This is a genomic window from Mongoliitalea daihaiensis (genome assembly GCF_021596945.1).
In the GTDB taxonomy this organism is placed as follows: Bacteria; Bacteroidota; Bacteroidia; order Cytophagales; family Cyclobacteriaceae; genus Mongoliitalea; species Mongoliitalea daihaiensis.
In genome coordinates this window covers 804,744-830,538 of record NZ_CP063779.1, presented here as the reverse complement: position 1 = coordinate 830,538, position 25,795 = coordinate 804,744, and the positions used below count along the sequence as shown (strand labels likewise).

Here is a 25,795-nt window from a genome sequence, read left to right as displayed (position 1 = left end):
GATTACCAAATTTTTTGATTGTATTAGCTCAAGAATATAGGTTGTGCCTTCACTGATTGCTCCATTCTGAGCGCTGCAAATAACCTTGGTGTCCTAGGTGATTCTATCAATACCGAAGCCCAACTTTGATTCCTCCATAAAAATTTCTCCCAGGCGCTGGCTGATAAAATCTGTTTGCAAATGCATTCAGATCATTTCCTAAGCTGTACGTTTCATCTAAAATATTATCCACACCTCCATAGAGATCCAGATCCCAACGGCTGCCCAACGATTCTCTCCACCCTATCCTTGAACCCACAAGATGGTAAGCATCTTGAAAAACCGTATTGGCATCATTCAAAGGGATTTGATCCACATATTGGTGGGTGATGTTGATGTAAAAGCCTGATCTGCTGCGTACATCTAATAAATTTACCAAGGTATGCGGCGCAACGCCTGTCAGTTGATTTCCTGAGAAATCAGTGCCTCGACTTTCATAACGTGCGAAAGTAAAATAATGACCCGTATAGGCATGATTCAAGCGGACTTCCCGAATCCAAGTGGCCTGATTTCGGTAGGGTGCATAATCCAAACTTGCTTCTATACCCCTCTGATCGGTAGCGCCTGCATTTCGGAATAAAACCACTCCTTGTTCATTCGTAAAGGTGGTAATGGTTTGATCAAGTTGAAAATAAAATGCCGTAACATCTAGATTGAATATCCCATACTGGGATCTATAGCCTATTTCATAATTTATCCCCCTCTCTGCTTCCAAGTCCAAATTGATACTTCCCTCATTGGTGCGTACCTCAGCGATAGTTGGCGGAGAGAATCCAGAGCTGATACTTCCATGAACGCCTGAAAGTTCATTGATCCTATAAACCATCGCCAACCGAGGTATGATCAGAGGATCAAATCTCCTGGAATTGGACGATGGCGCATTGGGGCCCGCATCAATGCTTCTAAGAATATCGTATCTGCTAAAATTTTCAGAAAGCCCTACTGTCATACGGAGTTTAGAGGTCCAATCAAGTTCTAACTGTTGAAATAAAAATGCCTGTGTAGTAATCAAATCGTCGCTGAATCGCACAGTGTCCGCTACTCCGTTTCGATTACCAAAGTTTTGGGCCGCCGTATTTCCATATTGATATTCTCCACCGACTACTAAGCGCACAGGAAACCTGCCCCAAGTTCCCTCATTGGTAAATGCTGTTCTCCCTCCATAACTAAAGGCAGTTTCCCGCTTGTAATCTAAAATGAATGGGTTTTCAAACTCTTTTGTATTGACGTAGAGGGAGCTGATGTTTTTCCAGCGCTCATTGAATCTGACTTCGTATCGAAGGGTTCCAAAAAGTGTCTGTTGGGCAATGGAACTATTTTGTTCCACAGACCCCGGCCTAGCCTGTCTTCGGTTTTCTTCTACTTGTGACGGGTTCAACGCCCCTGGTATTTGATAGTGTAGATCTGAATATAAAATTTGGGTGGCAATGGATTGTTTTTCAGAAACTGCCGACTGATAGGCTATTTGTACAACTTTCCTATCCATAGCACTATGTTCCCTGTATCCATCCGATTGCTGATGTACATAGGAAGCACTGATACTTCCTTTTTCCAATTGCTGATCAATACCGATGCGGTAACGAAGCAATCCAAAATCACCCACCCCAAGATCAGAAGAAAGATAATTTTCTTGGACTTGCTGCTTGCTTTCAAAGCGAATGACGCCACCATTTCCGGCACCAAAAATACTTCCAGAGGGACCTTTGATGATTTCCGATTGTTGGATATTAGTTAAATCCAGAATGTTCAGATCCGTCGTGCCATCTGCAAAAGTGAAGGGAATGTCATTCCAGTAAACTTTGACATTGCGAACTCCAAAAGGGGAGCGAAGAGAACTACCTCGAATTGAAATCCTATAACTTGCCGGAGCGCGCTGTTCTACCCGTACGCCAGCTTTGGTGTTGAAGGCGCTGAGGATAGAATTTTCGTTGAAGCGATAGAGTTCGTGTTCCTTTACTTGTACAATGGCCCCTGCTTGCTCTAGGAGTGGTCTTTCTGATTCAAATCCACGTACTACAACTTCGGAAAGTCCGGCAGTGAAAGGAACTAAAAGGATGCGATTCAGGTCTTTTTGAAACTTTGTAGTCAGATTTTCATATCCCAAATGATTGAGGAACAGCCAATCACCTTCCTGAAAGTTGTATTGAATTACTCCTTGATCATCGGAAATCAACACTTGTTTTCCTACTTTCACAAATACCCCTGGAATAGGTTCTTGGCTTTGTTTGTCTAAGATTTGGATGGGTTGCTGAGCTATACTTTGAAAACTAAGGAAGAATACGAACAGCAGGAAGTATTTCATAAGTAGGTGAATGCGTGGCTATGTTTTGATTGATCAATATATGCTCTTGAATAACCTGTTTTATCAAACACTGGTTCAGCAAATGAGTTTTTGAAAATTAAATTATACTGGATTTCTTAATTTTTTTGATAAATTTAGTGAAAGCTAAGTACTATGTTTAAACTCAAACATCTGGAAAAAGTCCAAACCCGAAAAGAATTGATCGCTTTGGCAAAGGCGGAAGGGATTAATTTGAAGTCTACTTTAAGGAAATTAGCCTATGAGGAAGAGTTGAAAGAATTACAGGCGGAGTTGGCTTTGTTGTTGCAACACATCATTAAGAATCAGATGCGTGTGGCGGTAATTTTTGAAGGACGGGATGCTGCTGGAAAAGGCGGGTCAATTAAGCGTTTTGTTCAGCACTTGAATCCTCATGCATCAGGAGTAGTGGCATTGACTAAGCCCACCGAAATTGAACGGGGACAATGGTACTTTCAGCGCTATATAGAAGTGTTACCCAATAGGGGAGAAATCAAATTTTTTGATCGAAGCTGGTACAATAGGGCTGTGGTGGAGCCGGTGATGGGCTTTTGTACACCCGAGCAGTATCCGATATTCATGGCAGAGGTTCCAAGTTTTGAATACATGTTGCACGAGGATGGGATCAAACTGATTAAGTTTTGGTTTGATATCAGTAAGGAAGAGCAGCAAAAGAGATTTGATGACCGCCTAGGCAACCCCTTGAAGCAGTGGAAGTTTAGTCCTGTGGATTTAAAAGGGCAGGAGTTGTGGGATACAAATACACATTACAAAGAACTGATGTTTACAGATACACATACTGTATACAGTCCTTGGGTAATTGTGGATACCAATGATAAGGAGTTGGCTAGACTTGAGAGTTTACGCTACGTGCTATCCCAATTTGATTACGATGGAAAAGGAAGCACACAAGCGACCCTTCATCATGATCCAAATGTGGTGTATAAGTATTTCAGGAAAGCTAAAAAACTGGACGTATGAGCAAAGTGGAACTGAGTGAAGAAGATTTAGAGGTCTTAAACACCAAAGTAGGATTGAAGCATTTATTGGCTTCCAAAAAAGTAGATCTTGGGAAAGCACTGCAAGCGGCCAAAGCAGAGATTAGGCTAAGAGAAATCAAAGCAGAGCTGGTTAAGCTGCAATTATGGCTGATCAAGCATGAAAAAAAGTTGATCTTATTATTTCATGGAGGCGTTTCCATCGAAAAGAGTGGGATCATCCGAAATATTTTATCTCATAATAATCCCCGACATTATCGCATAGAGGTCAATCTTCCCCATCTTAGCAATCCTGAAACAGGAGAGTGGTATTTCAAAAAATTTGTAGAAAAGCTCCCTCAGCCGGGAGAGATGGTCTTTTGGGATCGCAGCTGGTACAACCGGGCTTTAATTGAGCCTATTCATGGCTTGTGCTCGGCTGAGGAGTATGATTTGTTTATGAAACAAGTGAATGGATTTGAGCAAATGTTGGTAGATTCCGGGTATCATTTGGTGAAATTTTATTTTACTGTTGGTAAGAAAGAACAACAAAAAAGGATGGCCGAAATCCAACATGACCCGTTGGCTAAATGGAAGTTACTGCCCTTGGATTATGAGTCATACGATTTATGGGAAAAATATCAGGAATATAAATCCGCTATGTTTGAACACACCGATACACCGTATGCTCCATGGATGGAAATTGCAGTAGAAAAGCGTCAAGACGAAATTGCCTTAGCTGCGCAGCATCTCCTCTCCTTGTTTCCTTATCGGGAAGGGTGATTTTTAATTAGCAGCTTTGCTTAATTATAACGGCTTTGTTGAGCGTCTAATTGCTGATATAATTGATGTAAACCTTCATTTCTTTGCGCCTCCGCGCCTTTGCGAGCTGTTATACTTCCCCCAAAAATACCCAGGAAAAATCAGTGCTTTGAGTTTCCAGTCATTCTTTTCTTGAAGGGATAAGGTGTTGTCTTCATGCACTGTTCGGTACATTTTGCCAGCTAATAGCGTATGGCCGATCAGAGCCAAAAATAAGATCCCATAAATGATCAGTTCGCTCATAGTTTTTGAAGCTTTAAGGCAGTCCAATTATCTTTTACCTTTTTCCCGAGCAGCTGTAAACCATGTTTAGCGGCACTTGCTTCGATGTCTACAATATCATGTTCGTAAAAACCACTTAGCAAAAGGTATCCAGCTGGTTTTACCAGTGTACCATAGACTTCCATTTCGTCGAGCAGCACATTTTTATTGATGTTGGCCAAGACAATGTCATAGTTTCCTTGAGGTTTTACTTCACGCACAGTCCCCTTCCCCATCTTCACATGAGACATGCTATTGAGGGAGAAGTTTTCATCTCCGTTCTCTACACACCACTCATCGATATCAAAAGCTTCCACCTCAGATGCCCCTAGTAGATGTGCCATAATTGCCAAAATCCCTGTACCTGCTCCGATATCCAATACCCGTTTGCCTTGGTGGTCTGTTTCCAGCTGATGGGCAATCATGGAATAAGTGGTCGCATGATGTCCTGTACCAAAAGACATTTTAGGGTTGATCAGGATTTGATAAGGGAATTCGGGTTTTTCCTCATGGAAGGAAGCACGTACATATACCTGATTTTCCACCATAATCGGATCGTAGTGCTTTTCCCACTCCTCATTCCAATTGACTTTCGCCATTTTTCCTTCGACTACCTGAATGTCAGCGACGGAAGCATAGCGAGCAATCACCTCATCATAGGTACTGCGGTCCAATTGATCTTCTGGAATATAAGCGTCAAAGCCAGTATCAGTCTCCAAAAAAGAATCAAAGCCAACTTCAGACAGTTCCGCAATTAATATTTCACGAAAATCTTCGGCACAGGAAATTTTAAATTCAAGGTATTGCATGGGGAGTATTAACTATCGTAATGAAATCTACATGAAATGATTGTTATCTCAAGGCCATCTACATGATAGACAATTCTATGTTCTTGATCAATTCTTCTAGACCAAAAACCTGCTAAATCATGTTTTAAAGGTTCAGGTTTCCCTATTCCTTCAAAGGGCGTTCGAAGAATAACTTTGATTAACTCATTTATTTTCTTCACCATTTTGGGATTTATTTTTTGCCAATAATTATAATCTTCCCAAGCGTGTAAGGTGAAGGCTAGTTTCATCAGCTTTCTAAGGTAGGATGTAAGATTTTGCCTGATTTCATTTGTTCGATAGATTCATATAATCTATCGGCGTTTTTCTTAGAGCTTAATAAATGAAGAGTTTCCATGATAGCATTATACTCTTCAAGAGAGATCACAACAGCCCCTTTACCTGATTTTCGTTTGATAATCAAAATCTCATTTTCCTGTTCTACTTGATCAAGAAAATTTTTTAAACCTGTTCTGAATTCGGAATAGTTTGCTGCTATCATGGAAGTTTATTTTGGACAAAATTACGTACTTTTTTCCGTACTTAAAAGGACTTAATAATATCCACAAAATCTCTTGATTTCAAAGATGCGCCTCCGATCAAACCTCCGTCCACATCAGGCTTGGAGAAGATCTCTTTGGCATTGCCCGGATTACAGCTGCCGCCATAAAGAATAGATAGATTATCGGCAACTTCCTGTCCATACTTCGAAGCAAAATGACCTCTTAAGGCAGCATGCATTTCCTGTGCTTGATTAGAAGAGGCAGTTTTACCAGTTCCGATGGCCCAGATAGGTTCGTATGCGATGACTAGTTTGGAGATTTCTTCTGCAGAAAAATCAAATAAACTTTCTGTCAACTGATTTTTCACATACTCCTCATGCGTGCCTGCTTCACGGATATCCAAAGGCTCTCCACAACAAAAAATAGGAGTTAGGCCATTGGCTAACGCCTGTTTAGTTTTTTCTGTGAGCAATTGATTGGACTCTTTAAAATATTCTCTGCGCTCGCTGTGTCCCAAGATCACATAGGAGGCTCCAAATGACGCAAGCATGGAAGCTGCAATTTCTCCAGTATAAGCTCCTGAGGCTTTATCTGAACAGTTTTGTCCTCCCAAAAATAAGTTTGGTGTATCTCCGATGAGTTTCTTAACTGGGTACAAATGAACAAATGGAGGGTTTAAGATGGCAGTCACACCGCTGTGTTCCTCATCTTTCAGCATGTTAACAATCTCGGAAGTTAGTTTTTGTCCCTCGTCAAAGCCAAGGTTCATTTTCCAGTTTCCAGCTACAATTTTCTTACGCATGGTTTGTAATGGTTTAATGAAAGATTTGAAAAAAGTGGCGCAAGGCCTTACTTTTGGAAGGCTAAATTACACAAAATGTCCTACTCAAGAAAAGATTACGGTTCAGTGCCCAGGAAAAAGTATTGGACACCTGCGGAGGCAAAGGTGAAGATTGCGGCTTTTTGTGCCTATCAAGAGCGCTGTCAGCAGGATGTACGGATGAGATTGACAGAGCGGGGTATTCATGGAGAAGAGGCGGAAGAACTGATTGCTGTCATGATAGAAGAGGGTTTTCTGAATGAAGAGCGCTATGCGCAAGCGTTTGCTAGAGGCAAATTTTCTCTGAAAAAATGGGGTAGGATCAAAATTAGACAAGCGTTGAAGTTTAAGAAGATTTCAGATCGATGCATCCAAACAGGGATGAGAGAAATTGATCCAGAGGAATACTACCATGTGCTTAAGGGAGAAAGTGAGAAAAAATGGAACAGTCTGGAAAAGTTTGACAGCTTTCAACGAAAAATGAAAGTGCAGCAGTATTTGTTGGGAAGAGGCTTTGAACAAGACTTGATTCAGGGAGTATTATCAGAAATTGAAAAGTTAAAATAAGTCAGATGCTTTATTTTTTGCATGAATTCTCCTAATTTGCAAAATATTTGACGGTAACATGATTCAAAAGCTCTTTCCATTAGACAAAAATTATATCCTAAGGCAAGCACAATCTCAACTAGAAGATGAAATGCTTGACTTAATGGTATATGAGTTGAGGAAGTCCTATACGCAGCTATACAATCCGTTGATGCTGATGGACAAGACTTTTGAGAAAATTTTGGACACGTATGAGTATCCGCTAGATCGTTTACGCATGATTTACTGGCAGCTCTGCGGAATCTACCGCTACAAGAATAGAGACAATCAACTAGAGATACTTTTTGATGGTCGTACGCATTTGGAGAAATTTAAGGATGACTGGACAGCTCAGATGCAACTTTGGTGTAGGGAGTTAGGACAGCATGAGCCTTATGTAAAGACGATGCTTCGGATGACCTTGTTGTATGATGGCGAAGGTCGTGCAGAATGGTCTGAAAACCACTGCAAGGCATTTATCAATCAACATTTCGAGCTTAAAATCGTCAAAAGAAAAGGCGAATTAAAACTCAAACTCGCATAAGACAACTTCGGTTTTTTTAAACAGGTAGATATTGCCGTCCAATGCTGTCAGTCAGGTACATGAATGAACACCCATGACTCATTACACGAATGCTGACTTGCTTTCATTGGGTGGTTGTGATAAATTTTAACTTTCTAAAAATAACGCTATCATTCTTTGGAAGGGAAATCAGTATCTAATTCCGACCTCTGAGACCTTGGCTTTAGACTTTGAGAACTTTGCGGTAACCATACTACTTACCATAGGAACAAACTATCCCTTGTTTTCCAAATTCTCCTCCTGCTGTTGCTTCAGTGCATGCTTCTTTTGGTATCGGTAAAAAAAGAAATAATTAAATACCTGCATAAATACCATCCACAAAATGCTTTGAAACAGTTTATCGGTTTGAATTAAATTATCAAAATCAAATCCGATAAGAAATAAATAGTACAGAATTGCGGCCCCTGCCCATATCCATAGAGACCAGCTGACTAACCAAGAAAAGTAGGTAGGGTACTTTTTTAAAAACTTATTTTCCATGACTCAAATTTAAACCCTTTTATAAAAAGATGGCTGAAAACTATCAATATCTTCAGCCATCTTATAATAGTCAATCAAAATCCGTGGTAATCCACCAAATCTCTTTGATCTGCGAGAACCTCGATCTGTGAGAGATTAATCCGCTGTTCCGCTTTGGATAATCTGCCCAAGGAATACTGCATTTAAAAATAGTTTGTTGGTTCCAAACCATATCCCTCGGAAATTAGGATTATCAACAAACCCTACAACTCTACCACTGCCTACCTTTTTAACTTGTGTAGAAACGGTATTTTTGACTTTCTCTAAATTCTCAGGATGCACATATCCGGAAGCCAATCCTTCAGCGGTGTAGCTGACAGGGTTTGCGTATGGATTCGTAGCTGCTTCCAAAAATAAATTATTGTTTCGGAATAAATAGATTTTTTCTTGATCAAATCCGTAGCCCAAAGGATGGGTAGTATCTACTTTTCCGTGGAAAATGGTTCCACTAGTCAGTCGAGCGCCTGTGTTTTTTTCATAGTCTGCATAAGGCTTTAGTCCTTCCTCTTTCTTTTCGTCTTCCTCTTTAAATTTGAAGGTAGCGATTTCCTGCTCATTCAACCATTTTAAAGCATTTCCTCGGGCGATTAAAGTATTTCCCTGAGTTGTCCAAGATTTGATTTTTTCCGCTTGTGCCTTGTTTAGTGCATTGTAATTCCCATTGGGCATGACAAGCACGTTGTATCGGCTCAAGTCGGCACTGGAAATACGCTCAATTGGTAAAAGCGTGATATCCATATCCATTCGTTTGTCTAGGAGGTGCCATACTTCTCCTGCTTCCAAGGAATTGACTCCCGTACCGACAATCAATGCAACCGTAGGTTTTTTCAATACGGGCATGGTTGGGGATCCGATATTGTATCCCGCAGTATATCCTGTACTGACCTTATGGATGTTTAGGCCAGAGGATTCCGCAAGTTCTGTAAGATCTTTTTCCAATTTTTCCCAATCACTTGCCGGAGCATCCTTTTTTAACCCTACCAAAATACTGCCTCGCTCCAATCTTTTTCCTGTAGGAATGATAATGGCTTCGGTGGCTGTCCGCACTAAATAACCTTTGGAAAGTAGTTCAAATGTTACTTTAGGTGCATAGTAACTCTCCCAACCGAAAGCATATGCGACCGCTTCCTCTTCACCGATCAATTTTCCAGGAGTCAAAGCAAAATCATCCTGAATAGGGCTCACATTGGCTAAGTTATATACTCTGCTATTGAGAGCAGCATAATCCAAATTGAAAGACATGGGAAGAGTCCAAGCTGATACGTCGTAGAAAAGACTGTCCTTAAATTCATTTCTTACCTCAAACATAGCTTTAATCAGACGATACTGTGCTTGGTCTGTAGGGACGATGTAGGCATTACCACCTTTGTAGGCAACACCATTGACTGTAATATCTTCGTTTAGCTCGAATACTTTTATCTGGTGTTGGCGCAATATATCTGCTAAATGATATCCCCTAGCTGCATCTACAGCAGAACCAAAAATATATGCTTTTTCAGGGTCTGAAGCCGCTAAACTGACTGCATCTTTATAAAATTCATGTGTCAGCTTATTAAAATCTCCTTTGATTTCTGCAGCAGCGGCAAAGGAGCTCAAGGCGGCTTTGAACTGATTTTTGATGGTGTGGGCAAAGGTCAGTAATCCAAAGTCGCTCTCTTGTAAGTGTCCACGGGAAGATGCTTGCTCAAACAGAATGCCTACCGACCCTTGGATATCAGGGTATGTAGATCCGTACCCAAAGTAGTATTCATCAAAGCGTTCCTTGGCAAAGTACATGCCTTTGCTCTGATCAAATTCTTTTACATGGTAATCGGCCATGCGCTTGGTCATGTCGATGATATTTTTGGGTATCAGAGGATGGTCTCGGGAAGGAATGGCCGGTTGAAAGAAAAAGGTGGTGTTGGTACCCATTTCATGATAATCCAAGTAGATATTGGGGAGCCATTCCTGAAATTTAGCCACTCGATTTTGAGATTCTGGATGCTGTACAAGCAACCAATCCCTGTTCAAATCAAACCAATAGTGATTGCCTCTGCCCCCAGGCCAAGCCTCTCCGAGTTCACGATTATTGGGATCACCGTTGAGATTCATGGATCGATGGGAGTTGACCCAAGTGGAATACCGGGCATATCCATCTGGATTTAAAAGGGGATCGATTAATACGATGATATTTTCTAAGTCTTCTCTGACCTCATTGGCTGCAGCAAAATGGTAAGCAGCCAACACTGCTGAGTTGATGGCGCTTGCTTCATTGCCATGGACACTGTAACCCATTTGCAATACTACTGGCATGGCGGCATAGTCTATGCTTGCGCTCGCATCCCGTAGGGCTTGCCTGTCTTCTTTGATTTCAGCGAGTTTGGAAAAATTGTCTGGTGCTGTAATGGTAAGCAAAAGTTGGGGTCGCTTGGCGTGACTTTTTCCAAATTCCTCTAATTGAACTCTTGGAGAACTGGCAGCCAAAGCTTCAAAGTATCGGATCAATTGACCATAATCGATGGTCCATTCGCCGATTTCATAGCCCAAAAAGGATTTGGGGGTGGGTACCTCTGAGTTATAGGTGTATCCTTCGGGTAGGTAATAGCTGAGTGGGATATCAGCTGTGCCTTTGGGAGATTGTTGCGCAAAAGCGTTGCTCAATACGAAGCAGGCTAGAGAGATTACAAAAAAGATTTTTTTCATAGTGGGCATTAATTGTATGACATGACAATATGATACCAAGATTTCAGAGAATCAACACATTAATTGGAAATAATTAATTTTTCACGGATTTTCCGATTTAAATTTCACTTGAATCTAAATAAAAAAGCCTTACTGCTTTCACAGTAAGGCTTCTATGAGTATATTTCATCAAGGCTTTCCCAATGTATCCCTTCTCCCTTTCCGATTAACCTGTATTCATTCAATTCATGAAAGGTTGCTACTCTTAGTTTTTGGAAACAGTCTAAAGGGATACCTAATTCCCTTTCATCATCTAAAAGAATATAAAATCGTTGTTCATCAAACCTTACCTTTCTTGCTAATGGAGATTTATTTATAACCGAAGTACTCATACCAAGCGGTAACTAATAATTCATGATTTTCATGAATTAAATTAGTGGTTTCTTTTATATTTTTTGGCCCAAAGCTATGGTTTTTACGAGCCCAATAGATAAAACGAAGAATTTAGAAGGTTTGTCTCCCTATTCAATATGAATAGGTTTGTTATCGTTTGATTAAAAGAAGAATCTGTAGCCATTTTTTCGAAGAACGATTGGCAAAATTACTTTACACTTACTTCAGCCATCTCTCTGACAGCTTCCGCGATACCTTCCGGATCAAATCCACATTCTCTGTGGAGTTCAATTTGTTCTCCATGCTCTATAATACGATCAGGAATCCCCAATCGCTTCACTTGGGATTGATAGCCATTATCTAGCATCCACTCAATCACAGCAGAACCAAAACCGCCCATCAAGCTGCCATCTTCTACAGTGATCACTTTTTTGAATTTTCCGAATACCTCGTGTAACAAGGACTCATCCAAAGGCTTAACAAAACGCATGTCATAATGAGCAGGATTTAGCCCCTCTTTTGTCAACATCTTACAAGCTTCTACAGCATAGTTACCGATATGACCAATGGTTAAGATTGCCACATCCTCTCCCTCTTTGACTATCCTACCTTGCCCGATTGGGATTTCACGCATAGGCGTTCTCCATTCAGGCATTACGCCTTGTCCTCTAGGATAGCGGATGGAGAATGGTCCTTCGTACTTAGTAGCGGTAAACATCAAATTTCTCAACTCTTCTTCATTCATCGGTGCCGTAACCACCATGTTGGGAATACATCGGAAATAAGCAATATCGTAAGCACCGTGATGCGTAGGCCCATCTGCACCAGCGAATCCTGCTCTGTCAAGACAGAATACCACTTGCAAGTTTTGTAAGGCTACATCATGTACCACCTGATCATAGGCACGCTGCATGAATGAACTGTAAATATTACAGAAAGGAATCAATCCTTGAGTTGCCAAACCTGCGGAGAATGTTACCGCATGTTGCTCTGCAATCCCCACGTCAAATGCGCGGTCAGGCATTTCTTTCATCATGATATTCAACGATGAACCTGATGGCATGGCAGGGGTTATCCCCATGATTTTATCGTTTTCTTTCGCCAACTCCACCAAGGTGTGACCAAAAACATCTTGATATTTTGGTGCTTGTGGTTTCGTCGGAGTTTTCTTATAAATCTCTCCTGTTACCTTATCAAACAAGCCTGGTGCATGCCAAGTAGTTTTATTCCCATTTTCTGCGGGAGCATATCCTTTTCCTTTTACGGTGACGCAATGAAGGATTTTTGGACCTGGGATATCACGTAAATCAGATAAGATTTCTACCAAGTGGTGTACATCGTGTCCATCTACTGGGCCGAAGTATCGGAGATTCAATGATTCGAATAAGTTGCTTTGCTTAAGAACCGTGGATTTTATGGCACCTTCTACCTTAGAAATCACTTCCTGAGCAGAGGAACCAAACTTGCTGAATTTACCTAGGAGATTCCAAACTTCATCTTTTACCTTGTTGTAGGTATGCGAAGTGGTGATATCTGTCAAATAATCTTTTAAAGCACCCACATTTGGGTCAATCGACATGCAATTATCATTCAAGATGATGATCATATTGGTATCGGAGACTCCTGCATGATTCATCGCTTCAAAAGCCATACCCCCTGTCATTGAACCATCTCCAATCACTGCTACGTGTTGTTTGCGAGATAATCCTTTGTATTTGGACGCCATGGCCATACCCAAGGCGGCAGAAATAGAAGTACTTGAGTGGCCCACACCAAAGGTGTCGTACTCACTTTCTTTACGTTTTGGGAATCCTGATAAACCTCCGTATATCCTGTTGGTATGAAATTGTTCTTTTCTCCCAGTTAATATTTTATGACCATAGGCTTGATGGCCCACATCCCACACCAATTGGTCATCAGGTGTATTGAGCACATAATGCAATGCTACAGTGAGTTCGACAACTCCTAAGCTAGCCCCAAAATGTCCTCCATATACTGAGACATTGTCTACAATGAATTGTCTTAATTCATCGCAAATCTGAATAAGTTGATCTTTGGAAAACTTTTTGAGATCATCTGGCGTGTTGATCTGAGCAAGCAATTTACCTGGTTGGATTATCATCAGCGGTCTGTTTCTTTATAAAAGAAAATAACAAGTTGGGGAGTATATTGTTTTTCACTTATCCCCTTAGCTTCGTAAATTAATTAAAACCATTTGTATTCTGGCCCATCAATTTACTATTAATTGAATATCTTTGAATTCAAGTTTGCGCAAAATTAACACAAAATAAATTCAATCCTTGAGTTTCGAAATCAAATTACCACTTTTCGAGGGTCCTTTCGATCTGATGCTCTTTTTCATCGAAAGAGATGAACTGGATATCTATGATATTCCCATCTCCAAGATTGCACGGGATTTTTTGGATTACATTCATCAATTGGAAAAATTGGAGATTGAAGTAGCGAGTGAATTCATCTTATTTGCAGCTACCTTGATGAAAATCAAGTCAAAAATGTTAATCCCACGTCCTGAACTCAATGAGGAAGGTGAAGAAATTGATCCCCGAGAAGAGCTAGTTAGACATCTGCTAGAATATAAAAAATATAAATCCGTCATTGGAGAGTTAGCTTCAATGGAGGAACTTAGAATGTCCAAAGAAAAGCGCGGTAATATTGCGGCTGAGTTAAAGGAACTTTCGAAGGTGGAAGATGTAGAAGCAGAGATTCAAGATATAGATTTATATAAACTGCTAAAGGTCTTTCAGCGTGTGATGTCTAAGTATGCCTCCCGTACGGATGAAACCAAACATACCGTCATTCAGTATCCATATACCATTGAGCAGCAAAAAGAGTTTGTTTTGGAAAAAATAAGTTTTAAAAACAAAATCCCCTTTTCAGACTTTATCAGCTATAAGCCTGATAAAATATTCGTCATTTATACCTTTTTAGCGATTCTGGAGCTTTTACAACTTTCCTTGGTCACCATAGTCATCGGAGAGGGCTTTAATAATTTCTGGGTAGAAAAAATAGAAACAGTGCCTGTCGCCTGATATGAAGTTGGATAACAAAAAGATTTTCGAAACCCTGAATCCCAATAAGGTTTGGGTGCCTGTACTGATAGGAATTGCGATTGTATTTGGATTGTTTTACGCGGATCCAAATGTGAATGCCAAGACTCTAAAAAGTGTATTTGATGCGGCTCCCTTGGGTATATTTTTAGCAATTCTGGTGATTTTAGGGAGAGATGTAGGTTACATTTATCGAATTCGAGAAATTACCGATAAGCAGCTGACATGGACGCGCGCTTTGTATGTGATAATTTTATGGGAGTTTGCATCTGCTGTTACCCCTTCTATTGTTGGGGGTACTGCTGTTGCTGTTTTTATCCTCAATAAAGAAGGGATTAAACTAGGTAAAGCCATAGCCTACGTGATGGTGACGGCTATTTTGGATAATCTTTTCTTTGTGATTGGTGCTCCCATCATTCTATATTTTGCTCAAGGGAATATTTTTCCTGCCAGTCGATTGATGGAAATGCGTTTGGGTAAAAGTTTGGAAATTCTTTTTTGGTCCAGTTATGCTTTGTATGCGATCTACTCCTTAGTAATGGCACTTGCGCTCTTTTTTAGGCCAAGGGTTTTCAAATGGGTCTTGGTTAAGTTATTTTCGATCAAGTGGCTCCGGAAGTGGAAGTACGATGCACATGAATACGGCAATCAAATTATCGAAGCTTCTAAGGAACTCAAAGGGAAAAAGATTAAATATTGGATACCGATTGTTGGGGCGACTATATTTATCTGGTCATCCAGATACTTGATGCTGAATGCTTTAATTACAGCATACGATTCACTTAGTTTTTCAGAACATGTAATTGTATTTGCTAGACAGGTGATCATGTGGATTGTGATGATGATTTCTCCAACTCCGGGAAGTAGCGGTACCGCAGAGTTTTTCTTTACCCAATTCTTCACCGAGTTTTTGGGTGGATATACTTTTGTGACCAGTATATTATGGAGGTTGCTATCCTACTATCCATACCTATTGTTAGGGGCGATCTTTTTGCCTCGTTGGATCAAACAGGTATTCTTTGTTAAAAAAGAATCATAAAAACTATGCTACGGGAATTAAGTGTTCAGGAGATCGTAAAAATCACTGCCGCAAGACTGGAGCAGGGCTATGCGCAACAGTCCTTTGCTCAGGTTAGCATTGATTCCCGTACTGTCAGTCAGCCGTACAATACCTTATTTGTAGCACTTAAGGGGGCAAAATTCGATGGGCATCAATTTATTCCTGAGTTAATAGCACAGGGAGTGAAGGGTTTTTTGGTAAAAAAGGGCATTCAATTACCGCAGCTCAGCCGGGAGTCTTTGGTTATTTTAGAGGTGGCTGATACGCATGAGGCCTTACAGGCACTAGCAGCCTATCAAAGGAGCCTTTTTGAAAAGCCATTGGTTGCGATTACCGGGAGCAACGGCAAAACCATCATTAAAGAATGGCTAGGTCAATTGCTTGGTACAGCATATGCACTTGCCAAAAGTCCGAAAAGTTACAACTCCCAAGTGGGTGTTCCCCTTTCTGTATTTGGAATCAAACCTTATCATCAGGTGGCGGTCATGGAGGCTGGCATTTCGAAAGTGGGAGAGATGAGGCGACTAGAGTCAATTTTAAAACCGGATATAGGAATTTTTAGCAATATCGGAACAGCTCATGAAGAGGGATTTGATTCTCAGCTTCAAAAACTTATCGAAAAAGCACAACTCTTTGTAGCATCCAAGTTTATAATTTACCGAAAGGAGCATGTATCCATAGCCTCGTATTTAGAGAAAACTTTTGCAGCAGATCGGTTGATAGCATGGTCTGATCAAGCCGGTGCTGATTACACCCTATCAGTAAAAAAAGAAGGTAGTTTTTCTAAAATTATTTTGCTCAAACCTGATTTGAGCATGTTTACATTTACTGTTCCATTTACGGATGAAGCTTCCTTGGAAAACATTCGCCATGCCATAGTAGCCTCTATGGTATTAGGCTTACAGGCGGGGCAGATTCAGCAAGTGTTACGGCATTTGCGTCCCGTCGAGATGCGTCTGACACTCAAAGCGGGTATTCATGACTGTTTGCTGATTGATGACACGTATAACAATGACTTGGCAGGATTGCGGTTGGCATTGGATTTTATGGCAGCTCAGCGGCAAAAAAACCGACGGATTTTAATATTATCAGATTTGTTGCAAGTTGGTGAGCCAACTCAGGTGTATCGGGAGGTGGCTAGCCTATTGGAATTCTATCAAATTGATCAGTTAATTGGAATAGGAACACAGATTCAGCAATTGAAAACGTTTTGGAAAGGGTCCTTTATAGGCTATCAAGAGACGGCTCAATTTCTGCAGTCTATAAAGAACTTGAATTTTCACCAGGATTTGATTTTGGTGACAGGTGCAAGGGCTTTTGCATTGGAGTCCATAGTTGCACGTTTACAGCAACAGGTGCATGGAACTGTTTTAGAAATCAACTTGAATGCATTGACCCATAACTACAATTTTTACAAAACGCAGCTGAAACCATCTACAAAGGTGATGGTCATGGTCAAGGCTTTTGCGTATGGGGGAGGAGCTTCCGAAATAGCCAATCATGTGGAGCAATTGAAAGCGGATTACTTAGCAGTGGCATACAGCGACGAGGGAGTTTCACTTCGAGAGGCAGGAATCAGGTTGCCTATGATGGTTCTCAATCCTTTGCAGGAATCTTTTGGGCAATTGCTTCAGCATACATTAGAGCCAGTGGTTTATAGTCCCCAATTTTTTAAGGAATTGGGATATTTTTGCCGAAATCAATCGGCTGAACTATCGATCCACTTAGACCTTGATACAGGCATGAACCGCCTAGGTTTTAAGGAAAGTGATTTGCCTGAGTTGATTGGCCTGCTTAAAAAATTCCCTGAACTACGTGTAGCGAGCATGTATACGCATTTGGTGGGCACAGATGAAGACATGCATGATGACTTTTCAATGCATCAGTTACATTTATTTCAAAAAATGGCTACTGAACTGGAGCATCAGTTGGGCTATCAACCCCTCAAACATGCACTCAATTCAGGAGGAATCGTTCGTTTTCCTGAGTTTCAATTTGACATGGTCCGCTTAGGCATTGGTTTGTATGGAGTGGAGGTCAATGGAAGACATGATACCCAGTTAAAACCTGTTTCGGTCTTAAAGACGACCATCTCTCAGATTAAGGAAATTGAGCCTGGAGAGAGTATAGGCTACTCAAGGAAAGGCTATTTGCCAAAAGGTGGTCGTATTGCTACGATAGCAATAGGTTATGCAGATGGATTTGATCGTAGATTTAGCAATGGTGTGGGATTTGTGCTGATTCATGGCCAAAAAGCACCGGTTGTCGGCAATGTGTGTATGGATATGTGCATGGTGGATATCAGTGGGATTGATGCCCAAGAAGGGGATCAAGTCATCATCTATGGACCGGGTATATCCCTCAAGGAATTGGCGACAACCATCGCAACCATTCCCTACGAGTTATTGACCAACATCAGCAGCAGGGTCAAACGCGTTTATTTTTTAGATTGATTTGGAAATAACTTCTTCTAAGTACCAAGAGGGGATGTCTTGAGTTTGGCCCCCTCTGACAATGGTATCGATATACTCCTTGCTGGGTGTAAGTCCTTCTCTTCTAATCTTTGATTGAAAAGTGTAGGCAGTAATTAAGGCTCCACCCACTAGGATTTCTTTGGGTATAAAATCGTATCCAGGCTCAGAATTTAAAAAGTAATCTACTGCGCTTGCAGAGATTTGAAATACCAATCCGAATACCTTTCCTCCCTCTTTTGCATGAATGTTTGCCCGAGCACTACCATCTGGATTGGGAAAGCTAAATTGAAATTCATGGTTTTCCAACAAGCCAATACCCATCAAGTTTGGTTCTGCTGGAAGTCTTCCCTTCAAGGTTTCTATGTCCAAATTGCTGGCATAGCCGAAGTAGTAGATGTGGTTGTTGTTCATCATATCGCAAATTGAAGGAATTTTTAAGAAAAAGCATGAATTTTTATTGTACCGGTTTTTGGTAAGGTCAAATGTCAATGAATCAAGAGACGAGAAGCGAGAGACGAGAAGCGAGAAATGAGAGTTTAGTTCGCAGAATACACGGAAAACGTAGAAAAATTCGCGTGGAAAAATTTGTACGCAAAGAGAAAAATTAAGAATCAACTACTTAGCTCCATCAATTGCTCCGGATTTTAACCCGGGAAAACATGAGTATCTCCTGATTCATATACGTGGGTTTTAACCCACTACCATGGAACGTGAGAAAACACACCCAATCACAGGAGTATATCTTTGAAAACTGGAAGGATTGGGATTTATCCATCTAAAAAGAAGCAAAAGCATTGAAAACAAAAGAAAAAAGTGTCAAGAAATTTCAGGACCTGACAAAGAAACAAGAATCAATAGGCAAGAAACAAGACCAATGGATGCTTACTAAAAGGAGGATTGTTTATAGTACCATGGGCCCCCCATGGACTCAAGCAATAAAACCGAGCAATCTCATCTTCGCCCCAATCAACTAATCACTAATCAACCAATCAATAATCACTAATCAACTAATCACTACTAAACTAACGACCAATCAACCAATCTCCAGTTAACCTTTCTTAACATTTTAAACAAGGCAGGCTATTAAACCTACCTTGGTTTTGTGAGTCTAATGAGTATAAATCGCATATAAAAAGGCAAATCCCGGGTACAGCTTTCTTGCGAATATGTTTCACGATTAACAAACTATGAAAGCCATGAACAAGCTAGTATTGATTGCCGCAATGTTACTATTTTCTTTTGCAGGATATGCACAAAGAGGTCAGGGAGCAGCTCAAACCCCAGAAGAAAGAGCCAAACGAATGACTGAACGCTTGGCGACATCGCTGGAGCTTTCAGCTGAACAAAAGGAAGCCATTTATGCCATTAATTTGAAGCATGCTGGCGAGCGACAAGGTCAAGTTGAGAAAAGACAGCAAGAGCGGGAGCAGCAAAGAAAAGGTATGATGGAACAACGATCTACCCAACAAGAAGAAATCGAGCAACTTTTAACTCCTGATCAGCAGAAAAAATGGGAAGAAATGAGAGCCCAAAATCAAGGAAATAGAGGAGAAGGTCCTCGCATGCAAAACCGCAGAGGAGGAACCGAGGATGGTCAATATATGAGAAACCGAAGAGGTGGGCCTAAAGAAGGTGATGGTAAGCAAAGAAGAGGAGGCAAGCAAGGAGAGAATAAAAAAGACAAGCCTACCCGAGAGTTGAATCCAATCATGAATTAGTTTTAACAGTTGGTTGACGATGATTGAAAAAAAGTGAGGTCATTGACCTCACTTTTTGATTTTGGGTACTTGTCAACTAAACTAATTTTTGTTCGCTTATAAATTGCTCTTCTACCTCATAATAACCCTCATCTTTTTTAGGTAGGGAAGAGGTGCCCATCAAAAATTCATCAACAGCTACAGCAGCTTCCCGTCCTTCGGAAATCGCCCAAACAACCAGAGACTGGCCTCTGCGCATATCTCCTGCTAAGAATACTTTTGGATTGCTGCTTTGGTAATTTTTGGATTTTGGTAAAGTGTTTTCTAATTGCTGTACGCCAAATGCCCCTAAGAGTCCATTGGCAGCAGGGCCAGTATACCCAATAGCAATAAAAGCTAAATCGCATGGGATGGTACGTTCTGTTCCTGGAACTTCCACAAATTGCATGCGTCCATGTTGCTCTTTCCATTCGATATCTACCAGTACTAAGCCCGTGACTTCTCCCTCTTGGTTACCCACAAATTCCTTTGTTAGTACAGAAAAGACCCGATCGGCTCCTTCTTCATGCGAACTAGAGGTTCGAAGGGTCATCGGCCACTCAGGCCATGGATTCAGAATAGTCCGTTGTTGTGGAGGTTTTGGCAGTAATTCTAGTTGGGTTATGCTTTTGGCCCCATGTCTATTGGAAGTTCCTATACAATCCGAACCTGTATCCCCTCCGCCAATAACCAGTACCTGTTTATCTTTTGCATTGATTGGATTTTCAGATAGCTCACCTGCAATGACTTGGTTTTGCTTGCCTAGGAAATCCATGGCAAAGTGTACGCCTTTAAAGTCTGAACCTTTGATATTCAATGATCTTGGCTGTTGTGCTCCTGTAGAAATTACGACTGCATCAAAGTTTCTCAGAATATTTTCAGCCTTAATATTGAAGCCTACCTCCGTTCCATTACTGAATATTACGCCCTCCGCTTCCATCAATTGGATCCGTCGGTCGATCACCCATTTCTCCAATTTGAAATCAGGAATCCCGTATCGCAACAGTCCACCTGCTTTTTGATCTTTTTCAAACACAGTTACCTCATGTCCTGCTTGGTTCAACTGATCTGCTGCGGCTAGTCCAGCTGGTCCAGAACCAATAACTGCCACCGATTTTCCTGTGCGGCTTTTGGGTGGATTTGCTTTGACCAAATCCATCTCATAAGCCTTCTCCACGATTGATTTTTCTATCAATTCAATGGCTACAGGGTCCTTGTTGATTCCTAAGACACAAGAGGACTCGCAAGGTGCTGGACATATCCTACCTGTGAACTCTGGGAAATTATTTGTGCTTTTCAAAATAAAATAGGCTTCTTCCCATTCATTCCTATACACGGCATCGTTAAACTCTGGAATAATATTTCCGAGAGGACAACCCTGATGACAAAAGGGCACCCCACAGTCCATGCACCTTGCGGCCTGCTTTGTTAACTTATCTTTTTCAAAATCTTCGTATATCTCCTTGTAATCGTTTACGCGCTCTTGTGGGGGTCGCGTTTGCGGCAACTCCCTTCCAAACTTCATAAATCCGTCTTTTGCTCCCATCTTATACCAATGTTGAAGTGTTTTCAATTGCTTTTTTTCTCAATACCTCTTTGTAATCTCTTGGGATTACTTTGATGAATTTCTCTTTGTAAGTAGACCAATTTTCTAAATACTCCCCTGCCAAGGTAGACCCTGTTAGTTCCAGCTGGGCTTGAAGTTTTGTTTTGATGGTTACAAAGTCATCTTCATTGAGAGGATCAAGGTCTACCATTTCGGTATTAATCAGGTAATCATATTCCTTAAGAATATAGGCTATACCCCCGCTCATACCAGCAGCAAAGTTTCTCCCGATTTCACCGAGATTGATCACCAGTCCTCCCGTCATGTATTCGCATCCATGATCTCCGATACCTTCGACCACAGTTTGAACACCTGAATTTCGTACACAGAAGCGCTCTCCTCCTTTGCCATTGATGTAAGCTTCGCCCGAAGTAGCGCCGTAGAAGGCCACATTTCCGATGATGATATTTTCATGCGGAACGAAAGAAGCATTTCGGCTTGGATAAATGATGAGTTTGCCTCCAGATAAACCCTTCCCAAAGTAATCATTAGACTCTCCTTCCAGTTCAAAGGTGACTCCTTTGGTCAGGAACCCGCCAAACGTCTGTCCAGCTGAGCCTGTAAACTGAAAGTGAATGGTGTCTTCGGGTAGGCCAGGACTGCCATAGATTTTAGAAATCTCGTTAGAGAGCATGGCCCCAACGGTACGATCTGTGTTTTTGATTTTAAAATTCCCTTGGACTGCATTGGCTTGTTCCAAAGCAGGTATTGCAGCTTCCAACAGCTTCCTATCTAAGATTTCTTTCAACTCAAACTCTTGGTCAATTTGCTTATGGATTCCCACATGATCGGGAACTTCCACTTTATGGAATATTGGAGATAAGTCTAATTTATCCCATTTCCAATGATCCATATGCCCCGTTTTCAAAACATCCGATTGGCCCACCATTTCATCAATGGTGCGGAACCCAAGGGAAGCCATAATTTCACGGAGGTCTTGAACCAAGAATTTGAAGTAGTTGACCACATGATCTGGATCACCCGTAAATAGTTTGCGTAATTCAGGGTCTTGGGTGGCAATTCCTACAGGGCAGGTATTCATATGGCATTTTCTCATCATAATGCATCCTTCTACTACAAGTGCACCAGTGGAAATTCCCCACTCCTCTGCCCCTAGCAATGTGGCGATGGCAATATCTTTACCAGTGCGTAGTTGTCCATCTGTCTGTAAAACAACTCTACTGCGAAGATTATTTTTGACCAATGTTTGATGTGCTTCTGACAAGCCAAGTTCCCAAGGCAAGCCTGCATGTCGGATGGAGCTTAAGGGCGATGCACCTGTACCTCCATCAGCTCCTGAAATTAGGATGACGTCGGCTTGTGCTTTAGCAACCCCGGCAGCCACAGTACCCACTCCAGCTTGAGATACCAATTTTACATTGATACGTGCTCTGCGGTTGGCATTTTTTAAATCATAAATCAATTGAGCCAAATCCTCAATCGAGTAAATATCATGGTGAGGTGGTGGAGAAATCAATCCAACCCCAGGCGTCGAATGCCGCACTCGTCCAATCCAATCATCTACTTTGTGGCCGGGTAGCTGTCCACCTTCTCCAGGTTTTGCTCCTTGAGCCATTTTGATTTGCAATTCCTCGGCGTTGGTCAGATAATTGGAGGTTACTCCAAATCTCCCCGATGCCACTTGTTTGATTGCAGATCGTTCCCAATCTCCATTTTCTTTTCGTTTGAACCGGATTTCATCTTCGCCTCCTTCTCCACTATTGGATTTTGCGCCGATTCTATTCATGGCAATGGCTAAGGTAGCATGTGCCTCATGGGAAATTGAGCCGAATGACATAGCGCCCGTAGCAAACCTTCTCAGGATTTGTTCTTCCGGTTCAACTTCCTCGATTGGAATCGAAATTCTCTTTTTGAATTCAAACAGTCCTCGTAAGGTTAAGGCGTCTTTTGTCTGCTCATTGATTTTTTGAGCAAACTTTTTATACAAATCGTAATCTCCCAAGCGGGTTGACTTTTGGAGCAGATGTATGGTCTCTGGGTTGAATAAGTGTTTTTCACCCCTTCGTTTCCACTGATAAATCCCCCCTGTTTCCAGGACTGGGCTTTGTGTTTCATAGGCCGCATGGTGACGAATCAGAACCTCTTCTGCCAGTTCATCAAAGGAAATCCCAGATATTCTGCTGATGGTACCTTTGAAGCATCGATCGATGACTTCGGGCCCTAAACCAATAGCCTCGAATATCTGAGCGCCTTGGTAGGATTGTAAGGTGCTGATGCCCATTTTGGATAAGACCTTCAGTAATCCTTTGCCTAAAGCGTCCTGATAGTTTTTAAAGAGCTGTCTTTGATCCAAAGATTTAGAAAGCAATCCCCGTTCATTAAGATCGGCTAATGTTTCTAAGGCTAGATAGGGATTGATTGCTGAAGCGCCATACCCTATTGCAGTGGCAAAATGGTGTGTTTCCCGAATATCTGCTGACTCCAATACTAAACCTGCACGCGTTCGAAGTTTCTTTTTTACCAAGTGATGGTGTACTGCACCGATGGCGAGTAAAGATGGAATGGGGGCTTTTTCTGGGGTAGAGTTTCGATCAGAAATAATGATGATATTTTTACCTGCATAGATTGCCCCTTCAGCTTCTTTGCATAATTGGTTTAACGCGGCAAGTAAACTCCCAGGTTGATGATCCGCTTCAAAATGCGCGGTGAGTGTCACTGCTCTGTACCCATGCTCTTCCAAGTGCTTGAGTTTCTCGAGGTCTTCGTTGAGTAATACTGGCTGAGAAATGTGAATCTGACGGGTATGACGTGGGCTTTCAGCCAAAATATTATGACTCTCTCCAATTCTGGTGAATAAAGACATCACCAGACGCTCCCGAATTGGATCAATGGGTGGATTACTTACCTGTGCAAACAATTGCTTGAAGTAATTGGAAATATGCTGACTTTGCTTGGATAAGACAGCCAAAGGAGTGTCAGCTCCCATGGAGCCAATGGCCTCGTAGGCAGTATCGCCCATGGGCGACAAGACCACCTTGATTTCCTCCGATGTATATCCAAATATGGTCTGTCGCTGTTTGATTGCCTCTGTAGAGTATGGGTGTTCCAGTTTTTTTGGATCCGGCATCAAACGCAACTTTAAGCGCTCTTCATTTACCCATTTTTCGTAAGGCTTATCTTCGCAAATGCTTTTCTTGATTTCATCATCAAACAGGATTTTCCCATTAACCAAATCGGCTAAGAGCATTTTCCCTGGACTGATTCTTCCTTTCTGCACAATACTAGCTTCTCGTATAGGTAAAGCTCCTGCTTCAGAAGAAAGTATCAATCGGTCATCTTTTGTGATAAAGTACCGCAATGGTCGCAAGCCATTTCTATCCAATGTTGCCCCGAGGGATTTCCCATCTGTAAAAAGTAATGCCGCTGGACCATCCCAAGGCTCCACCAAAGCTGCATGAAATTTATAAAAAGCTTTTCTTTCTTTATCCATGAGCTGATTATCCTGCCAAGCCTCTGGGACTAACATCATCATCACGTGAGGGAGCGGTCGACCACTCAGTGTCAACAATTCCACCATGGCATCTAGATTGGCTGAATCGGAATTATGCTTATTGGTAATAGGCATTAATTTGGAAAGTTCCTCGTCAGAGAAGTGTACAGAGCGCATGAGCGTTTCTTTAGACTTCATTTTATTGAGGTTTCCCCGAATGGTATTAATCTCCCCATTGTGGGAGAGGTAGCGGAAAGGCTGTGCCAGTCTCCAATTAGGAAATGTGTTGGTAGAAAATCTAGAGTGAACTACCGCTAAAGCTGAACTGATATTTTTATTTTGAAGGTCTTTATAAAACGGAAGAACTTGGTCTGTTCGCAGTTGTCCCTTATATATAAGTGTTTCAGCACTGAAACTTGCAAAATAAAAAGATGAGTTTACACCAGGGATACTTGAATTGATGGTTTTCGTAGCATAATTCCTCAGTACGTAGAGTTTTCTTTCCAAGTCTATGTCTTGGATTCCCGTCTTATGGGTCACAAATACCATCTCAATGTTGGGCATTACATCCAATGCGCCTGAGCCCGGTACTGTTTCATCTACTGGCACGGCACGGTATCCCAATAGCCTAAATCCCAATTCTTCAATAATTTCATTGAGTTGTGCCTTAGACTTTTTGTAGAGCTGCTTGTTTTTTGGGAAAAAAGTCATTCCAACGCCATAACTCCCTTTTTGAGGAAGCTCAATACCTCCTCTGATACAGATTTCTTTTAGGAAGTTATGTGGGATTTGTATAAGAATGCCCGCTCCATCTCCCGTCTTGGGGTCGCTGCCACGACCACCTCGGTGTTCCATGTTGCTGAGCATAAATAATGCATCGCTGATTGTCTCGTGTGATGCTTCCCCCTTCACGTTGACAACTGCACCTATGCCGCAGGCGTCATGCTCAAATGCTTCATCGTATAATCCTTTATTCATCACAGAATATTTAATAGGTTTTATTAATTTGGTTGCAAAAAATACAAAAAAAATTGCTTTTTTTAAAATCTATGTAACCAAACATTCGGTTTTGTGCCGCTTTTCTATAATT

21 protein-coding genes are annotated in these 25,795 nt (G+C 41.4%); 8 read left to right on the top strand and 13 right to left on the bottom strand.

The window, feature by feature from the left end:
• Positions 1 to 106 precede the first annotated feature (106 nt).
• Positions 107 to 2,341: a TonB-dependent receptor family protein gene (locus tag IPZ59_RS03375; RefSeq protein ID WP_236138476.1), complete on the bottom strand. Its 2,235-nt coding sequence runs from the start codon at positions 2,339 to 2,341 to the stop codon at positions 107 to 109.
• Positions 2,342 to 2,494: 153 nt separating this feature from the next.
• Between IPZ59_RS03375 and ppk2 the strand changes: the two genes are divergently transcribed.
• A complete protein-coding gene (gene ppk2, locus IPZ59_RS03370; RefSeq protein WP_236138475.1) occupies positions 2,495 to 3,340 on the top strand; it encodes a polyphosphate kinase 2 in 846 nt (281 codons plus the stop codon).
• Positions 3,337 to 4,119, top strand: coding sequence for a polyphosphate kinase 2 family protein (locus tag IPZ59_RS03365; RefSeq protein WP_236138474.1), 783 nt, complete (start codon positions 3,337 to 3,339; stop codon positions 4,117 to 4,119). The genes ppk2 and IPZ59_RS03365 overlap by 4 nt, the downstream gene beginning before the upstream one ends.
• Positions 4,120 to 4,194: 75 nt before the next feature.
• Here the strand turns inward: IPZ59_RS03365 and IPZ59_RS03360 are convergent, their stop codons facing one another.
• From IPZ59_RS03360 to tpiA, 5 genes are read right to left on the bottom strand one after another with little or no spacing between them, the layout of a single operon-like run.
• Positions 4,195 to 4,401 carry a hypothetical protein gene (locus IPZ59_RS03360; RefSeq protein WP_236138473.1) on the bottom strand — a complete coding sequence of 69 codons (207 nt, stop codon included), beginning with the start codon at positions 4,399 to 4,401 and terminating at the stop codon, positions 4,195 to 4,197.
• Entirely contained in the window at positions 4,398 to 5,228 is an 831-nt protein-coding gene (gene prmA, locus IPZ59_RS03355; RefSeq protein ID WP_236138472.1) for a 50S ribosomal protein L11 methyltransferase, read from the bottom strand. The genes IPZ59_RS03360 and prmA overlap by 4 nt, the downstream gene beginning before the upstream one ends.
• Before the next feature lie 8 nt (positions 5,229 to 5,236).
• Entirely contained in the window at positions 5,237 to 5,497 is a 261-nt protein-coding gene (locus IPZ59_RS03350; protein ID WP_236138471.1) for a Txe/YoeB family addiction module toxin, read from the bottom strand.
• The gene (locus IPZ59_RS03345; RefSeq protein WP_236138470.1) at positions 5,497 to 5,748 is read right to left on the bottom strand and encodes a type II toxin-antitoxin system Phd/YefM family antitoxin; all 252 of its coding nucleotides are present in this window, start codon (positions 5,746 to 5,748) and stop codon (positions 5,497 to 5,499) included. The genes IPZ59_RS03350 and IPZ59_RS03345 overlap by 1 nt, the downstream gene beginning before the upstream one ends.
• 41 nt (positions 5,749 to 5,789) lie before the next feature.
• A complete protein-coding gene (tpiA, locus tag IPZ59_RS03340; RefSeq protein ID WP_236138469.1) occupies positions 5,790 to 6,551 on the bottom strand; it encodes a triose-phosphate isomerase in 762 nt (253 codons plus the stop codon).
• Positions 6,552 to 6,626: 75 nt separating this feature from the next.
• Here tpiA and IPZ59_RS03335 point away from each other — a divergent pair, with 75 nt between their 5' ends.
• Both IPZ59_RS03335 and IPZ59_RS03330 read left to right on the top strand, forming a co-directional pair.
• A complete protein-coding gene (locus IPZ59_RS03335; RefSeq protein WP_236138468.1) occupies positions 6,627 to 7,136 on the top strand; it encodes a regulatory protein RecX in 510 nt (169 codons plus the stop codon).
• A gap of 58 nt (positions 7,137 to 7,194) precedes the next feature.
• Complete coding sequence (locus IPZ59_RS03330) at positions 7,195 to 7,698, top strand: hypothetical protein (RefSeq protein ID WP_236138467.1); 504 nt, start codon at positions 7,195 to 7,197, stop codon at positions 7,696 to 7,698.
• Positions 7,699 to 7,950: 252 nt separating this feature from the next.
• Here the strand turns inward: IPZ59_RS03330 and IPZ59_RS03325 are convergent, their stop codons facing one another.
• From IPZ59_RS03325 to dxs, 4 genes are all read right to left on the bottom strand, one after another.
• A complete protein-coding gene (locus IPZ59_RS03325) occupies positions 7,951 to 8,217 on the bottom strand; it encodes a hypothetical protein (RefSeq protein WP_236138466.1) in 267 nt (88 codons plus the stop codon).
• A 135-nt stretch (positions 8,218 to 8,352) separates the two neighbouring features.
• On the bottom strand, positions 8,353 to 10,938 hold the full coding sequence (locus IPZ59_RS03320; RefSeq protein ID WP_236138465.1) for a M14 family zinc carboxypeptidase: 2,586 nt from the start codon (positions 10,936 to 10,938) through the stop codon (positions 8,353 to 8,355).
• Between the two features lie 152 nt (positions 10,939 to 11,090).
• The gene (locus IPZ59_RS03315) at positions 11,091 to 11,309 is read right to left on the bottom strand and encodes a DUF2442 domain-containing protein (RefSeq protein ID WP_236138464.1); all 219 of its coding nucleotides are present in this window, start codon (positions 11,307 to 11,309) and stop codon (positions 11,091 to 11,093) included.
• Positions 11,310 to 11,518: 209 nt separating this feature from the next.
• Complete coding sequence (dxs, locus tag IPZ59_RS03310; protein ID WP_236138463.1) at positions 11,519 to 13,432, bottom strand: 1-deoxy-D-xylulose-5-phosphate synthase; 1,914 nt, start codon at positions 13,430 to 13,432, stop codon at positions 11,519 to 11,521.
• A gap of 178 nt (positions 13,433 to 13,610) precedes the next feature.
• On the opposite strand from dxs, the gene IPZ59_RS03305 reads away from it, so the two are divergent.
• The 3 genes from IPZ59_RS03305 to IPZ59_RS03295 are packed head-to-tail and all read left to right on the top strand — an operon-like array spanning position 13,611 to position 17,891.
• Entirely contained in the window at positions 13,611 to 14,360 is a 750-nt protein-coding gene (locus IPZ59_RS03305; protein ID WP_236138462.1) for a segregation and condensation protein A, read from the top strand.
• Between the two features lies 1 nt (position 14,361).
• A complete protein-coding gene (locus tag IPZ59_RS03300; RefSeq protein WP_236138461.1) occupies positions 14,362 to 15,417 on the top strand; it encodes a lysylphosphatidylglycerol synthase transmembrane domain-containing protein in 1,056 nt (351 codons plus the stop codon).
• 5 nt (positions 15,418 to 15,422) lie between these two features.
• On the top strand, positions 15,423 to 17,891 hold the full coding sequence (locus IPZ59_RS03295; RefSeq protein WP_236138460.1) for a bifunctional UDP-N-acetylmuramoyl-tripeptide:D-alanyl-D-alanine ligase/alanine racemase: 2,469 nt from the start codon (positions 15,423 to 15,425) through the stop codon (positions 17,889 to 17,891).
• Here IPZ59_RS03295 and IPZ59_RS03290 read toward each other — a convergent pair.
• Complete coding sequence (locus IPZ59_RS03290) at positions 17,883 to 18,326, bottom strand: gamma-glutamylcyclotransferase family protein (RefSeq protein ID WP_236138459.1); 444 nt, start codon at positions 18,324 to 18,326, stop codon at positions 17,883 to 17,885. The two genes, IPZ59_RS03295 and IPZ59_RS03290, sit on opposite strands and share 9 nt — an antisense overlap.
• 782 nt (positions 18,327 to 19,108) lie before the next feature.
• Between IPZ59_RS03290 and IPZ59_RS03285 the strand changes: the two genes are divergently transcribed.
• Positions 19,109 to 19,630, top strand: coding sequence for a DUF4890 domain-containing protein (locus IPZ59_RS03285; RefSeq protein WP_236138458.1), 522 nt, complete (start codon positions 19,109 to 19,111; stop codon positions 19,628 to 19,630).
• Positions 19,631 to 19,706: 76 nt separating this feature from the next.
• Here the strand turns inward: IPZ59_RS03285 and IPZ59_RS03280 are convergent, their stop codons facing one another.
• On the bottom strand, positions 19,707 to 21,194 hold the full coding sequence (locus IPZ59_RS03280) for a glutamate synthase subunit beta (RefSeq protein ID WP_236138457.1): 1,488 nt from the start codon (positions 21,192 to 21,194) through the stop codon (positions 19,707 to 19,709).
• Between the two features lies 1 nt (position 21,195).
• A complete protein-coding gene (gltB, locus tag IPZ59_RS03275) occupies positions 21,196 to 25,683 on the bottom strand; it encodes a glutamate synthase large subunit (protein WP_236138456.1) in 4,488 nt (1,495 codons plus the stop codon).
• Positions 25,684 to 25,795: the final 112 nt, after the last annotated feature.

Coding starts and splice junctions, on each gene's coding strand:
- IPZ59_RS03375 (WP_236138476.1), bottom strand. CDS start 2,341: ATGAAATACTTCCTGCTGTTCGTATTCTTCCTTAGTTTTCAAAGTATA.
- ppk2 (WP_236138475.1), top strand. CDS start 2,495: ATGTTTAAACTCAAACATCTGGAAAAAGTCCAAACCCGAAAAGAATTG.
- IPZ59_RS03365 (WP_236138474.1), top strand. CDS start 3,337: ATGAGCAAAGTGGAACTGAGTGAAGAAGATTTAGAGGTCTTAAACACC.
- IPZ59_RS03360 (WP_236138473.1), bottom strand. CDS start 4,401: ATGAGCGAACTGATCATTTATGGGATCTTATTTTTGGCTCTGATCGGC.
- prmA (WP_236138472.1), bottom strand. CDS start 5,228: ATGCAATACCTTGAATTTAAAATTTCCTGTGCCGAAGATTTTCGTGAA.
- IPZ59_RS03350 (WP_236138471.1), bottom strand. CDS start 5,497: ATGAAACTAGCCTTCACCTTACACGCTTGGGAAGATTATAATTATTGG.
- IPZ59_RS03345 (WP_236138470.1), bottom strand. CDS start 5,748: ATGATAGCAGCAAACTATTCCGAATTCAGAACAGGTTTAAAAAATTTT.
- tpiA (WP_236138469.1), bottom strand. CDS start 6,551: ATGCGTAAGAAAATTGTAGCTGGAAACTGGAAAATGAACCTTGGCTTT.
- IPZ59_RS03335 (WP_236138468.1), top strand. CDS start 6,627: ATGTCCTACTCAAGAAAAGATTACGGTTCAGTGCCCAGGAAAAAGTAT.
- IPZ59_RS03330 (WP_236138467.1), top strand. CDS start 7,195: ATGATTCAAAAGCTCTTTCCATTAGACAAAAATTATATCCTAAGGCAA.
- IPZ59_RS03325 (WP_236138466.1), bottom strand. CDS start 8,217: ATGGAAAATAAGTTTTTAAAAAAGTACCCTACCTACTTTTCTTGGTTA.
- IPZ59_RS03320 (WP_236138465.1), bottom strand. CDS start 10,938: ATGAAAAAAATCTTTTTTGTAATCTCTCTAGCCTGCTTCGTATTGAGC.
- IPZ59_RS03315 (WP_236138464.1), bottom strand. CDS start 11,309: ATGAGTACTTCGGTTATAAATAAATCTCCATTAGCAAGAAAGGTAAGG.
- dxs (WP_236138463.1), bottom strand. CDS start 13,432: ATGATAATCCAACCAGGTAAATTGCTTGCTCAGATCAACACGCCAGAT.
- IPZ59_RS03300 (WP_236138461.1), top strand. CDS start 14,362: ATGAAGTTGGATAACAAAAAGATTTTCGAAACCCTGAATCCCAATAAG.
- IPZ59_RS03295 (WP_236138460.1), top strand. CDS start 15,423: ATGCTACGGGAATTAAGTGTTCAGGAGATCGTAAAAATCACTGCCGCA.
- IPZ59_RS03290 (WP_236138459.1), bottom strand. CDS start 18,326: ATGATGAACAACAACCACATCTACTACTTCGGCTATGCCAGCAATTTG.
- IPZ59_RS03285 (WP_236138458.1), top strand. CDS start 19,109: ATGAACAAGCTAGTATTGATTGCCGCAATGTTACTATTTTCTTTTGCA.
- IPZ59_RS03280 (WP_236138457.1), bottom strand. CDS start 21,194: ATGGGAGCAAAAGACGGATTTATGAAGTTTGGAAGGGAGTTGCCGCAA.
- gltB (WP_236138456.1), bottom strand. CDS start 25,683: ATGAATAAAGGATTATACGATGAAGCATTTGAGCATGACGCCTGCGGC.